Raw genomic sequence first — 13614 nt, 5'->3', positions numbered from 1 at the left:
GGTTTGTAAGGTGTGCAACCAAATATATTCATGAATATTGAGCAGAACCAGATTCAGAAACACAACGATACTTTACTCAATGCGCAACAACGCAAACTTTCTTTCTTAAAAGAAGACTGGCCTAACGTAGACTTTGAAAACGTAATTCAAAAACTGGTAGATTTTCAAATCGCGATACCAAGCTGGGCTTTAGGTACAGGTGGTACGCGTTTCGGTCGTTTCGCCATTTCTGGCGGAGAGCCGCGCACCATAGAAGAAAAAATTGAAGATGTAGGTTTATTGCATGCGCTAAATGGTGCAAGCGGTGCAATTTCGCTCCACATTCCGTGGGATATTCCACAAAATGCCGAGGAGTTGAAAAAACTCGCTTCCGGTTACGGATTGACATTTGATGCGATGAATTCAAATACTTTTCAAGATCAACCCGGCAGCGCACAGAGTTATAAATTTGGTTCTTTACAACACGTAGATAAAGCGGTTCGCAAACAAGCCATCGAACACAATATTGAAGTGATTAAACAAGGGGTTTCATTGGGTTCTAAAGCCTTAACGGTTTGGTTGGCTGATGGTTCTTGTTTTCCCGGGCAACTGAATTTCCGTAAAGCCTTTGAAAATACTTTAGAGAGTTTACAGGAAATCTATTCTGCACTACCTGCAGATTGGAAGATTTTTGTAGAGTATAAAGCATTTGAACCCAACTTCTATTCAACTACAGTTGGCGATTGGGGGCAATCGCTGTTATTCGCCAATAAATTAGGCGAAAAAGCGTATACACTGGTAGATTTGGGCCACCATTTGCCCAATGCAAATATCGAACAGATTGTTTCGCTTTTACTTATGGAAGGCAAACTGGGCGGTTTCCATTTTAATGATTCGAAATATGGCGATGACGATTTAACTGCCGGAAGTATAAAACCTTATCAGTTATTTTTAATTTTCAATGAGCTTGTTGGCGGAATGGATGCAAAAGGCATGAACCATACGCGCGATTTGGGTTGGATGATTGATGCTTCTCATAATGTGAAAGATCCGTTAGAAGATTTACTGCAATCTGTAGAGGCCATTATGATTGCTTACGCGCAGGCTTTATTGGTAGATAGAAAAGCGCTGGAAAATGCGCAACAGAATAATGATGTAGCGGCTGCACAGGAAATTCTCCAACATACTTTCAGAAGCGATTTACGTCCTTTAGTAGCCGAAGCCAGACTTCGTGCCGGTGCGGCCATCTCGCCAATACAACTTTACCGATCAATTGATGTGCGTAAAAATTTAATTGACGCACGCGGCAAAGCAACCGTAGCCACAGGATTGTAAAGGAGGAAAAACATGCAAAAAGCAGTAGCTGCGATATTTGATGTTGGCAAAACCAATAAAAAATTATTCTTGATTGATGAACAGTACAATATTGTTTATGAACGATCTGCACGTTTTGTAGAAACCAAAGATGAAGACGGCGAACCCTGTGAAAATCTGGAAAGCCTGCGTTCATCGGTTTTTGATTCGCTTCATCAGGTTTTAGAACTGAAACAGTACGACATTCGCGCCGTAAATTTTTCTACTTATGGTGCAAGTTTTGTGTACCTGGATGAACACGGAACGCCGCTTACACCTTTATACAATTATCTGAAAGATTATCCAGAAGAACTAAAACAGGAATTTTATGCCAAATATGGTGGCGAAGGAACGGTTTCTGTAGAAACGGCTTCGCCAGTGTTGGGCAGTTTGAATTCCGGAATGCAATTGTATCGCCTCAAAAAGGAAAGACCAGAGGTTTTTGCGAAAGTTAAATACGCACTTCATTTGCCTCAATACCTGAGTTATTTGATTTCAGGTAAAGCTGTTGCAGATATTACCAGTATTGGTTGCCATACACAACTTTGGGATTTTGCCCGAAATGATTACCATAAATGGGTTTCTAAAGAAGGGATTCTGGAGAAATTAGGCACTTTTACACCTGCAGATTCTAGCTCAAAAATTGAATTCGAAGGTCATGAGATCAAAGTAGGAGTGGGGTTGCACGATAGTTCCGCAGCGCTTATTCCTTATCTGGCAAATTTTGCTAATCCTTTTGTATTGCTTTCTACCGGAACGTGGTGCATCAGTTTAAATCCCTTTAATCAGGAGATTTTAACGGAAGAAGAACTTAAGCAGGATTGTCTTTGTTATATGCATTTTAAGGGAAAAGCCGTGAAAGCCTCCCGGATTTTCGCGGGTTATGAACATGAAGTGCAGTTGAAAAGAATTGCTGAACATTTTAATCGCGCAGCGTACCTGTTCAAACATCTGAAATTTAATGCGGGGATGATTCTTAAACTCGCCAATAAAATTCCCGAAAATCAATGGCCGCAAGATGTTTTTGCCGAAAAGTCTTTATTTGGTAACCGCGATCTTAATTTATTTCAAACTGCAGAAGAAGCCTATCACCAATTGATATTCGATTTGGTCAAACAGCAAATCTATTCGCTTAAACTGGTTTTAAATGAAGGTGTAAGAAGGATTTTTGTCGATGGCGGATTTGGAAGAAATGAAATTTATATGCATATATTAGCAATCTCCATCCCCGATATAGAAGTTTATGCTTCATCTGTTTCGCAGGCAACCGCAATAGGAACTGCACTGGCGATAAATGATGCCTGGAATGACAATCCCGCTCCAAGTGATATCATACAGTTGAAATATTATTCGGCTATTCAACGTAGTATGTAAATTAAAAAACTGATATAAATATGAGCTGGACCTATAATGCCGATTTTCCGTCGGTAGATGATTTAAGAAACAAAGCTAAAAGTAAAGTTCCCCGTTTTGCCTTCGAATACCTGGATGGAGGATGTAATGAAGATGTAAACCTGCTGCGCAATACTGCAGATATCCGGGCTTTAGAACTTTTGCCTTTTTATATACGCGATTTTAAAGAAGCCAACCTGAAAACTGAATTGTTCGGTCATACTTATGATGCACCGTTCGGAATTGCTCCAGTGGGTTTGCAAGGTTTAATTTGGCCAAATGCGCCAGAGATTTTGGCTAAAGCTGCTTTTGAACACAATATCCCTTATATTTTGAGTACAGTAAGTACATCATCAATTGAACGGATTATGGAAATTACAGAAGGAAATGCCTGGTACCAATTGTATCATCCGGCAGAAAAAGAAATTAAAGATGATATTTTAAACCGTGCAGAAACTTCTGGGTGTAAGGTTTTGGTGATACTTTGTGATGTACCAAGTTTTGGTTTCCGCCCACGCGATATACGAAATGGATTGGCTATGCCACCAAAAATGTCTGTTAGGAATATGCTTCAGATTATGGGCAGACCAGAATGGGCATTACGCACTTTATTTCATGGACAGCCAGCTTTTGAAACAATGAAAAAATACATGCCCAAAGGTTTAAATATGAAGCAATTGGGTTTGTATATGAACAGGACTTTTTCCGGCCGATTAAATGCTGACCGCATTTCTGCCATCAGAGATAAATGGAAAGGCAAATTGGTAATTAAAGGTGTGGCTACAGAAGAAGATGCGCAATTGGCATTAAACTTAGGTTTAGATGGAATAATCGTTTCTAATCATGGCGGAAGACAACTCGATTCTGGACAGTCTGCCATTAAACCACTAATTGAAATTGCGCCTAAATTTCGTGATAAGATGACTGTTATGATGGATAGCGGTATTCGTACAGGTCCGGATATTGCCTCAACTATAGCTGCCGGAGCAGATTTTACTTTTTTAGGCCGAACATTTATGTATGGCGTTGGCGCTTTGGGCGCACAAGGCGGAAATCATACTATCGGCATGCTTAAAACTCAATTGAAACAAGTAATGGATCAGGTGGGCTGCGAAAGAGTAGGGGATTTACATCAGCACCTAACATAGTTATAAATAATCTGTCGGATGCGTAAATGTTATCCGATAGATTACTCATTTTGGCTTGTACATCCGTGGTTTTGGCTACTTTTTTTTCGCTTCCTTGCTGCACTTTTGTTGAGTAACATTTAAACATTAAGTATGAAAAGCATAGAAAAAATAAATCTGGGTAGCCAAGGATTACAAGTGCCCAAACAAGGTTTGGGTTGTATGGGGATGAGCCAGATCGCCGGAGCAGATATTTATGGTAAATCTAACGAAGAAGAATCCATTGCCACCATTCACCGCTCGGTTGAACTCGGTTACAATTTTTTAGATACGGCAGATTTGTACGGTCCTCTAGTCAATGAAAGATTGGTGGCCAAAGCAATTAAAGGCAATCGTGAAAAATACACCATCGCTACCAAATTCGGATTTGAAATTGACGATAACGCGCAAATGACCTGGAAAATTAACGGCAGGCCAGAATATGTGCGTAAAGCAGTAGAACGTTCTCTTAAAAACCTTGGTACAGACTATATAGATTTGTATTATTTACACCGCAAAGATCCTGAAACACCAATCGAAGATACTGTTGGCGCAATGGCCGATTTGGTAATAGAAGGCAAGGTAAAATATCTTGGGCTTTCAGAGGTATCTGCCGAAACGTTGAAAAAAGCACACCAAGTGCATCCAATTTCAGCTGTGCAAACCGAGTATTCTCTTTTTGAACGCACGGTTGAAGAAAATGGTTTTTTACAATTAATGCACGATATGGGTATCGGATTTGTCTCCTATTCGCCATTAAGTCGTGGTTTCCTGAACGGTGAAATTAACAGTGAAGCCGATTTTCCAGCTGATGATTTCCGCAGAAGTATCCCGCGTTTTCAGGGCGAAAATTTTAGGAAAAACCTTTTGCTGATAGAAGAAATTCAGAAAATCGCGAAGCTTAAAAATATCAGTGCAGCTCAACTGGCTATTGCCTGGGTAATCGCAAAAGGCACGATTCCAATTCCCGGAACTAAACGCGTTAAATACATTGAAGAAAATATTGCCGCTTCTGATGTAGTGTTAACGAACGAGGAAATGGAACTTTTAGAAAGTATTGTGCCTCTGGGTCTTTCTACAGGCGATCGCTATGATGAAGTAAGCTTAACTATGATCGATAAGTAATCCAATATTTCAATTGCCGCCGCCAAAAGTTGTGGCGGCAATTGTTTATTTTTATCCGACATGAAAAAACATACACTCCCTTCTGTTGTCAATTCCATTTCAGAATGGTTGCGGATTTTTGAATTGCCTAAGCCACATCATCCACAAATCTGTTTGCTTCAACACGCCGGGATTCCGCAGATTCCGAAAGATCTTTGGAAAGGTTCAATTGTCAATTTCTATGTGATTTCGGCAAAAAAAGACTTCAAAGGCAAAATGCGCTACGGAAAAAATTACTATGATTTTGATGAAGGAACACTAACTTTTGTTGCGCCCGGACAAGTGATTGCCACAGAAGATGAAGGCGAAACCGATTGTAATGGCTGGACACTGTTTTTTCATCCAGATCTGATCCGCAATTATCCCTTAGGTAAGAAAATAAAGGATTATGGGTTTTTCTCTTATGCAGTTAACGAGGCACTACATCTATCCGAACAGGAGGAAGCGATATTAGAATCCTTGCTGTCTAATATAGAATTGGAATACAACACGTCGATCGATCTTTTTAGTCAGGATGTGTTGGTTTCACATTTGGACTTACTGCTCAACTATGCAAACCGTTTTTACCACAGGCAATTTTTGACCAGAAAAACTGCGCATAGCGATTTGTTAACCAAGCTGGAAGATTTACTGGAAAGTTATTTCAGTTCCGATCAGCCAGGTCAAATTGGCTTGCCATCCGTTGCCTATCTTTCAGAACAATTGAATGTTTCGTCCAATTATCTTAGTGATATGCTGCGGACTTTGACCGGATTGAATACACAGCAACACATTCACCATAAACTCATTGAAAAAGCAAAAGATGCACTAAGTTCTACTTCGCTTACCGTCAATGAAATTGCATACGGTTTGGGTTTTGAACATCCGCAATCTTTCAGTAAGCTTTTTAAAAGTAAAATGAACGTAACGCCGTTAAAATTCAGGATGTCCATAACGAAGTTCAATAACTGAGTACTTCAATTTATCCCCAAAAGCGGTATCAACTTTTCAACATTACATTTTTTGAACCCTACAACAGGTAAAAAATTCCTATTTTCGTGCCGATGGAAAATTTTATCGTTTCTGCCCGTAAATATCGTCCCGCTACGTTTGAAACCGTTGTTGGGCAACAGCATATTACAGGTACGCTAAAAAATGCCATCAAAAATAATCAGCTTGCTCAGGCATTTTTATTTTGCGGTCCGCGTGGCGTTGGGAAAACAACCTGTGCACGGATACTTGCAAAAACCATTAATTGCACCAATCCTACAGCAGATATGGAAGCCTGCGGACAGTGTGAAAATTGCCAGTCTTTTCAAAACGGCCATTCTTTTAATGTTCATGAGCTTGATGCTGCATCTAACAACTCTGTTGATGATATCAGAAGTTTAATTGAACAAGTTCGGATACCGCCACAAGCAGGAAAGTTTAAAATTTACATTATTGATGAGGTTCATATGCTTTCTCAAAGTGCATTTAATGCATTTTTGAAAACGCTTGAAGAACCGCCTTCTTATGCAATTTTCATTCTTGCAACCACAGAAAAGCATAAAATTCTGCCAACGATTTTATCCAGATGTCAGATTTTTGATTTTAATAGAATCCAGGTTGATGACATTTCCAATCATCTTGCCACAATTGCGCAGCGCGAAAGCATTGCTTTTGAAACTGACGGATTACACATCATTGCCCAAAAAGCAGATGGTGGTTTGCGCGATGCGCTTTCCATGTTCGATCAGATTGCCAGTTATGCCAATAAAAATATCACTTATAAAGCTGTAATCGATAACCTGAATATTCTGGATTACGATTACTTCTTTAAATTAACCAGCTTTCTTACAGCCGGAGATGTAAGTCAGACTTTACTCTTGTTTGATGAAATCCTGAACAACGGTTTTGATGGCAATAACTTTATAAATGGTTTGTCTACACACTTCCGTAACCTTTTGGTAGGAAAAGACGGCGCCACAATTAAGTTGCTTGAGGTAAGTGAAAATATTAAACAAAAATACCTGGAGCAGTGCAGGCAAACAGAACTCTCTTTTCTGTTAACGGCTTTAAATCTGGCAAATAGCTGTGATTTGAATTATAAAAATTCAAAAAACCAACGTTTACAGGTTGAGCTTGCTTTAATAAAAATGTGTCATATACGGTCGGTCGTCAATCTCGCCCAACAACCTTTAAACACCAATAACAAAGCAACTGATCAAGATCAGGATAAAAAAAAAACTAATGTCGTAGCGGAAAATCCGCAAAATCAAACCTTAGTTTCTAAACCTTTACCAGTAGAAATTCCTGCAGTTGCAGCTCCGGTAGCGGCTGTTGCGACTCCTGCGGCAAAACCTGTTGAAGAAAGAAAAGCGACAAGCATGCCGTCGGCAACTTCAATCAGCATTAATATTCCGAAATCGAAAGCTGCGAGTACGTTAATTCCGTCACTTAATGATTTGGAACGTGTGGCCAATGGCGATGCCGATAACGAACCAAAAGTGGTAACAGGCGAAGCACGCGAACAATTTACGTATGACCGTTTGCTTGAAGTTTGGAGCGCATTTACCCAAAAACTTAAAGCAAATGATAAAATTAATCTCTTTACGATTCTGAATAATTTTGCACCAACACTTTTGAAACCTGAGGTGATTGAAATTTCTGTAGAAAGTAAAACGCAAGAACAGTTGGTTCAGCAAGAATCTGTAGAGCTCATGAACTTTCTGCGTTTTGAACTTAGAAACTTTGGCGTAGAGGTAGTTTATAAAATCATGGAACGTAAAATTGAAAACAGGCTTTACGGGAACCGCGAGAAATACGATTATCTCGTTAATAAAAATCCGAAATTGGAAGAACTGAGGAAAAGATTTAATTTGGATATAAATCCATAACTAAATGAACTCAGAAACCAAAACGACACTTAAAAACACCTTGTTTTCTGCACTGGTGTTTTCCATTATTTTTGGGGTTTATCAAGCTGTAAAATATGATTTTGCTCATGCCATTTTGCTTGCGCCACTGGCGGGGTTTATTTTTGGCTTGTTTATTTTTGTTTTTTTACGATGGCAACTGCGCACACTGGCGAAAGACGCTACAGTAATTGCACAAAACGAAAAAATAATCTATGCAGGATTGGCCAATCGGATTAAGAATTTTGAAGCTATCGGCGGAAAACTTTTGTTGCTTGAAGATCGGTTAGCTTTTACAGCGCATAAATTAAATATACAGCAAGAAAGTTTGATTGTGCATTTTTCGCAAATTCAATCTGTTGAATTTTACAGCACGTTCAAAATTATTCCGAATGGATTAAAACTAAAATTCAGAGATGGGTATGTCGAAAAATTTGTCTTGAACAACAGAAAGTTCTGGGCCTCGGAAATAACTTCCCGCTTATAAAAAAAGCAGGATAACGCTTTCTTTGCATCATCCTGCTTTCCATTTATGATTGTTTTTGCCAACGCCGTCATCCCGACGGATACACTGGCTATTTTTCGGGTGCATCATTTTTCGGATAACCTTCTTCATCAAGGTCATCTCGGTTGTCTTCTGGTGTGCGTGCCAGAAATTCATCTTCAGCATTTATTTTAACACTTTCGCCGTTATCTACATGCATGCCGAGCTCTTCAAGCTCGTCACTGGCAATATCTTCATCTTTCGCATATTCATCACCTACGTAAGGATTTGCTTCATCATACGTAGAATCATCATCTTTAGCACCAGCAGCCACAGTTTCATAACCCATTGGGTGGTCATAATCTTTGTCGCGGCCTTTTACGTCCAATTCATAACTGTCTTTTGTTTCATCGTAAGACAAGTTTTCATTGTTTACATCTGTGCTTTCGGTAGTACTGTTTAATTTATCTTTTGCGTTATTTGCCATGGTCGTAATCTCCTTAATTTATGTGAATGAATAACAAACCGCAGGGTATTTGGTTTTTTACCTTACACAATTATGTTTGATTAATGAAATGTTTTGGAGTTTCAACTGCAATTTTTCGTCTAAAAGGCACAACGGATAATCAAAAGCCAAATTTATAAGACATAAAAAAAGCGTCTTTAAAAATGAATTTAAAGACGCTTTGATATATACTTTGGCTTATGTTATAAACTTGCCAACGCAGTATTTAATGTTGTACTTGGGCGCATTGCTTTGCTCGCCAATTCATCGTTCGGGTTGTAATAACCACCAACGTTTTGAGGCTGACCTTGTGCAGCAATTAATTCTTCATTAATCTTCGCTTCATTTTCTTGTAATGCTTTAGCTAATGGAGCAAATCTTGCTTGCAAATCTGCATCTTTAGTTTGTGCAGCCAAAGCTTCAGCCCAATATAATGCCAGATAGAAGTGTGAACCACGGTTATCGATAGTTCCCAGTTTTCTGCCTGGAGATTTATCTGTAGCTAAGAACTTCGCATTTGCTTCATCCAATGCATCAGCAAGTACCTGCGCTTTTGCATTGTTTTGAGTTTGCGATAAATGCTCTAAAGAAGCTTGTAATGCTAAAAATTCACCTAATGAATCCCAACGTAAGTAACCTTCATGAATAAATTGTTCGATGTGTTTTGGTGCAGAACCTCCGGCGCCGGTTTCAAATAAACCACCACCATTCATTAAAGGAACAATTGAAAGCATTTTTGCCGATGTACCCAACTCTAAAATCGGGAATAAATCTGTAAGGTAATCACGCAATACGTTTCCGGTTACAGAAATGGTATCTTCGCCTTTGCGAATGCGCTCCAACGTGAATTTTGTAGCTTCAATTGGTGCTAAAATACGAAGGTCTAATCCTTCTGTATCGTGGTCTTTTAAATACGTGTTTACTTTAGCAATGATTTCACGATCGTGTGCACGATTTTCATCTAACCAAAAAACTGCAGGTGTTTCAGATAAACGTGCGCGGTTTACGGCAAGCTTTACCCAATCCTGAATTGGTGCATCTTTGGTTTGGCACATGCGGAAAATATCGCCTTGTTCTACTTTCTGATCGAAAAATACTTTGCCTTCAGCATCTGTAACTCGGATTACGCCGCTCGCAGTAGCCTGAAAAGTTTTATCATGGGAACCATATTCTTCAGCTTTTTGCGCCATTAAACCTACGTTAGGAACAGAACCCATAGTGGTTACATCAAAAGCGCCATGTGCTTTACAATCTTCAATTGTTGCAGTGTATACACCAGCATAATTGCGGTCAGGAATTAATGCAATGGTATCTTCAGGTTTTCCTTCTTTATTCCACATTTGACCAGAAGTACGGATCATTGCAGGCATAGACGCATCTACGATTACATCAGAAGGTACGTGTAAGTTGGTAATTCCTTTATCAGAATTTACCATCGCCAATCCAGGTCCGTTTGCAATTGCAGCATCAATAGCTGCTTTTACTTCGTTTTCCTGAGCATTACCTGCAATTTTTGTATAAACATCGCCTAAACCGTTGCGTGTATCAACACCAAGTTCTTTAAATAAAGCTGCGTATTTTTCAAAAACATCAGCAAAGTAAACTTCAACGATAGCGCCAAAAATGATTGGGTCAGAAACCTTCATCATTGTGGCTTTTAAATGTGCTGAAAGCAATACGCCGGCCGCTTTTGTTTCTGCAATTTCTTTTGCAACAAAAGCTTTCAAAGCAGAAAGGCTCATTGCAGAGCTGTCAATCACTTCGCCTGCTTTCAAAGGTGCAAGACCTTTTAATTCGGTTACTGTTCCGTTTGCATCAACAAATTCAATTTTAAACTGAGTTGCGTTTTCTACGGTTGTAGATTTTTCAGAACCATAAAAATCACCTTCAGTCATGCTGACAACTTTGGTCTTAGAATCTGCAGACCACTTACCCATTGAGTGCGGGTTTTGTTTTGCATAATTTTTAACCGCTTTTGGCGCTCTACGGTCAGAGTTACCTTCACGTAAAACCGGGTTTACAGCAGAACCCAAAACTTTTGCATATTTAAGTTTTATAGATTTTTCTTCATCGCTCTGTGCGTCTTCCGGATAATTCGGAACTGTAAAACCTTGTGATTGCAATTCTTTAATTGCGCCTTTTAACTGAGGAATTGACGCCGAAATATTAGGTAATTTGATGATATTCGCCTCTGGTGTTGTCGCCAAATCGCCAAGTTCGCTAAGTGCATCACCAATTTTTTGATCGTCTTTCAGGTACTCGGGAAAAATAGCCAGAATCCTTCCTGCTAAAGAAATATCTCTTAATTCTACATCAATTCCTGCTGAAGCGGTGAAAGCCTGAACAATAGGTAGTAAAGAATAAGTGGCCAGCATTGGCGCCTCATCAGTTTTGGTGTAGATAATTTTTGAAGTGTTTGACATGTTATACTGATTTTCTTTTTATGTGAAACGTAATGTACAGCCTAAGGTTTTAGGTGCCATTTTTAAAATCGCCTAAAGATAAAAGAAAGAGATGAATTAAGGAACATTCTATTGTTTAATTATAGTGCATCATTTTGTTGCAAAACCAAAGGTGCGCAGCTGTTAATTTTCTTTATTTTTACGCATTTAAGTGGTAAAATTTTCGGTTTCAATCTTTAAAATTAGTGTATGAATTTAAAATCTTTACTTTCCTGTTTATTGGTTTCTGTCGCCTTTTATGCTTGTTCTCCAAAAATGTATACCGAAAAACCGTATGCTGCCGGAAGCTTGAACGATGCGCAAATGGATTCGCTGCGTACGTATCTTTCACAAAACGAACGGGTTAAATTGGAAGACACCATTTTTATTAAATATGATTTTAATAACGATGCCTGTTGGAATGATTTGGAAGGGCAAAATCCGGAGTTCATTAATAATTTACGGTGGACTTTCCAAAAAAATGTTCAGGAAAAAGCTGCGGACCGGCCCGGAATTGCCATTTATCAATACGCCGAAGCCGGTAATAATTTTAGCGCCGTGAAAACTAAAGGACTGGAAATTGAAACGGATTCTGGTTTCTTAAGGAAAATGTTATTTAAAGAAAAAGTTCAATGCGGCACGACAGCAATCATTCTGCCAAGTTCAAAATTTTTACTGGTGAAATCAGATTCTCATTTTGCAGCACTTTTACTTAATGCAAAAGAAATTGAAAGTCGTTTAATTGAAAATTTGGTAAACTAGTCCATAAATTTAAGCTTCATTTCTTCTGGACATGTTTTTCTTTCCATCTTCTCCTTTTTAAGATGTTACAAACATCCCAAACAGTTTGCTGTTATGTCATAATCGTTCACTAAAAAACTAATCATGAGAATAACATACTTATCGCTGGCGGCCGTATTTGTTGCAGCCTTAACGGCTTGCAATGGTAGTTCAGAAAAAAATGCTTCGAAAGAATCAGATACTGTAAGCACGCAGACACAAGATCTTCAGTTGCCTGCGCCGGATGAAAAGGCGTCCAAAAATAAATTTAGTAAGGTGATTGGCTGGCCTGCGGGTAAAATGCCAATTGCACCAGAAGGTTTTGTTGTAAGTCGGTTTGCTTCAGATATTAAGAGTCCACGAAATATGTATATTGCGCCAAATGGCGATGTCTTAGTCGTATTGTCTAATTCTGAGCGCGATGCTAAAACTAAAGCTGCAAATCTGATTTCTGGTAAAGCGAAATCAGAGGTTCCGGGCAAAAGTGCAAATACCATTCTACTTTATCGCGATTTAAATAAGGATGGAAAACCCGATGAAACCTATACTTTCCTATCGGGATTGAACCAGCCCTACGGCGTATTGATTATCGGAAATTCCTTCTACGTCGCTAATACCGATGGTTTGTGGCAGTATCCGTACAAAACCGGTGATACGAAAATTACCGGAACCGGTAAACAAATTGTGAGTTTGCCCGCTGGTGGATACAATAATCACTGGACGCGTAACTTGATTACCAATGAAAACAAAAGCAAAATTTACATCACTGTGGGTTCTGGAAGTAATGTTGGTGAAAATGGAATGGAAAACGAAATGCGCCGGGCAAATATTCTGGAAGTAAATCCCGATGGAACCGGCGAAAAAATATATGCAAGTGGTTTGCGAAATCCTGTGGGCGTAGATTGGGCACCTGGAACAAATATGCTTTGGACTGCGGTAAATGAACGCGATGGTTTGGGCGACGAGCTGGTGCCTGATTACATTACCAGTGTAAAACCTGGTGCTTTTTACGGTTGGCCATACTCTTATTACGGACAGCACGAAGACCCTCGAATGAAAGGGCAGAAGCCAGATTTGGTAAAATCGGCAATTGTTCCCGACGTACCTGTTGGTGCGCATACAGCTTCGCTTGGATTGGCTTTTTATAAAGCAGAAAAATTCCCTTCAAAATATCAGGGCGGAGCATTTATTGGTCAGCACGGGTCATGGAATCGTTCCAGTCTTTCCGGATATAAAGTTGCTTTTGTTCCATTTAAAGAAGGAAAACCTGCAGGCAAACTGGAAGATTTTTTAACCGGTTTTATTGCCAACGAGGAAAAAGCCGAAGTGTACGGCAGACCCGTTGGTGTAACTCTAACGCCAGATGGAGCTTTGTTGGTAGCAGACGATGTAAGCGGAATTGTTTGGCGAGTTGCTGCAAAATAATTTAATATTTACCCAGGTTTAAATTGGTCAAACCAATTTAAACCTGGGC

Annotated in this window: 11 protein-coding genes; 9 read left to right on the top strand and 2 right to left on the bottom strand. The window is 39.3% G+C overall.

The features are described from left to right. The first annotated feature begins 30 nt into the window (after positions 1 to 30). The 7 genes from ACJVDH_RS14400 (at position 31) to ACJVDH_RS14370 (ending at position 8417) form a co-directional block, all read left to right on the top strand. Positions 31 to 1314, top strand: a complete 1284-nt coding sequence (locus ACJVDH_RS14400; protein ID WP_443944099.1) for a TIM barrel protein — start codon at positions 31 to 33, stop codon at positions 1312 to 1314. Positions 1315 to 1326: 12 nt separating this feature from the next. Continuing rightward, positions 1327 to 2706, top strand: a complete 1380-nt coding sequence (locus ACJVDH_RS14395) for an FGGY-family carbohydrate kinase (RefSeq protein WP_443944098.1) — start codon at positions 1327 to 1329, stop codon at positions 2704 to 2706. Between the two features lie 20 nt (positions 2707 to 2726). Continuing rightward, positions 2727 to 3872, top strand: coding sequence for an alpha-hydroxy acid oxidase (locus ACJVDH_RS14390; RefSeq protein ID WP_443944097.1), 1146 nt, complete (start codon positions 2727 to 2729; stop codon positions 3870 to 3872). Positions 3873 to 4004: 132 nt separating this feature from the next. Beyond that, the gene (locus ACJVDH_RS14385; RefSeq protein WP_443944096.1) at positions 4005 to 5015 is read left to right on the top strand and encodes an aldo/keto reductase; all 1011 of its coding nucleotides are present in this window, start codon (positions 4005 to 4007) and stop codon (positions 5013 to 5015) included. 60 nt (positions 5016 to 5075) lie between these two features. Next, positions 5076 to 6005: a helix-turn-helix domain-containing protein gene (locus ACJVDH_RS14380; protein WP_443944095.1), complete on the top strand. Its 930-nt coding sequence runs from the start codon at positions 5076 to 5078 to the stop codon at positions 6003 to 6005. Between the two features lie 92 nt (positions 6006 to 6097). After that, complete coding sequence (locus tag ACJVDH_RS14375) at positions 6098 to 7912, top strand: DNA polymerase III subunit gamma/tau (RefSeq protein ID WP_443944094.1); 1815 nt, start codon at positions 6098 to 6100, stop codon at positions 7910 to 7912. A 4-nt stretch (positions 7913 to 7916) separates the two neighbouring features. Then, positions 7917 to 8417, top strand: a complete 501-nt coding sequence (locus ACJVDH_RS14370; RefSeq protein ID WP_443944093.1) for a hypothetical protein — start codon at positions 7917 to 7919, stop codon at positions 8415 to 8417. Between the two features lie 88 nt (positions 8418 to 8505). On the opposite strand, the gene ACJVDH_RS14365 is transcribed toward ACJVDH_RS14370, so the two are convergent. Then, positions 8506 to 8901: a hypothetical protein gene (locus ACJVDH_RS14365; protein ID WP_443944092.1), complete on the bottom strand. Its 396-nt coding sequence runs from the start codon at positions 8899 to 8901 to the stop codon at positions 8506 to 8508. Between the two features lie 221 nt (positions 8902 to 9122). Then, positions 9123 to 11342 carry an NADP-dependent isocitrate dehydrogenase gene (locus tag ACJVDH_RS14360; protein ID WP_443944091.1) on the bottom strand — a complete coding sequence of 740 codons (2220 nt, stop codon included), beginning with the start codon at positions 11340 to 11342 and terminating at the stop codon, positions 9123 to 9125. Positions 11343 to 11570: 228 nt separating this feature from the next. Between ACJVDH_RS14360 and ACJVDH_RS14355 the strand changes: the two genes are divergently transcribed. Then, positions 11571 to 12122: a hypothetical protein gene (locus ACJVDH_RS14355; protein ID WP_443944090.1), complete on the top strand. Its 552-nt coding sequence runs from the start codon at positions 11571 to 11573 to the stop codon at positions 12120 to 12122. A gap of 123 nt (positions 12123 to 12245) precedes the next feature. Next, the gene (locus ACJVDH_RS14350) at positions 12246 to 13565 is read left to right on the top strand and encodes a PQQ-dependent sugar dehydrogenase (protein ID WP_443944089.1); all 1320 of its coding nucleotides are present in this window, start codon (positions 12246 to 12248) and stop codon (positions 13563 to 13565) included. The last annotated feature ends 49 nt before the right edge of the window (positions 13566 to 13614 follow it).

The sequence above is a fragment of the Pedobacter terrestris genome (genome assembly GCF_052343045.1).
Classification (GTDB): domain Bacteria; phylum Bacteroidota; class Bacteroidia; order Sphingobacteriales; family Sphingobacteriaceae; genus Pedobacter.
This window is presented reverse-complemented; position numbering and strand designations above follow the sequence as displayed.

What these genes read in the sequence shown, in the direction of transcription:
- ACJVDH_RS14390 (WP_443944097.1), top strand. Translation starts at nt 2,727, where the DNA reads ATGAGCTGGACCTATAATGCCGATTTTCCGTCGGTAGATGATTTAAGA.
- ACJVDH_RS14360 (WP_443944091.1), bottom strand. Translation starts at nt 11,342, where the DNA reads ATGTCAAACACTTCAAAAATTATCTACACCAAAACTGATGAGGCGCCA.
- ACJVDH_RS14350 (WP_443944089.1), top strand. Translation starts at nt 12,246, where the DNA reads ATGAGAATAACATACTTATCGCTGGCGGCCGTATTTGTTGCAGCCTTA.
- ACJVDH_RS14385 (WP_443944096.1), top strand. Translation starts at nt 4,005, where the DNA reads ATGAAAAGCATAGAAAAAATAAATCTGGGTAGCCAAGGATTACAAGTG.
- ACJVDH_RS14355 (WP_443944090.1), top strand. Translation starts at nt 11,571, where the DNA reads ATGAATTTAAAATCTTTACTTTCCTGTTTATTGGTTTCTGTCGCCTTT.
- ACJVDH_RS14370 (WP_443944093.1), top strand. Translation starts at nt 7,917, where the DNA reads ATGAACTCAGAAACCAAAACGACACTTAAAAACACCTTGTTTTCTGCA.
- ACJVDH_RS14375 (WP_443944094.1), top strand. Translation starts at nt 6,098, where the DNA reads ATGGAAAATTTTATCGTTTCTGCCCGTAAATATCGTCCCGCTACGTTT.
- ACJVDH_RS14380 (WP_443944095.1), top strand. Translation starts at nt 5,076, where the DNA reads ATGAAAAAACATACACTCCCTTCTGTTGTCAATTCCATTTCAGAATGG.
- ACJVDH_RS14400 (WP_443944099.1), top strand. Translation starts at nt 31, where the DNA reads ATGAATATTGAGCAGAACCAGATTCAGAAACACAACGATACTTTACTC.
- ACJVDH_RS14365 (WP_443944092.1), bottom strand. Translation starts at nt 8,901, where the DNA reads ATGGCAAATAACGCAAAAGATAAATTAAACAGTACTACCGAAAGCACA.
- ACJVDH_RS14395 (WP_443944098.1), top strand. Translation starts at nt 1,327, where the DNA reads ATGCAAAAAGCAGTAGCTGCGATATTTGATGTTGGCAAAACCAATAAA.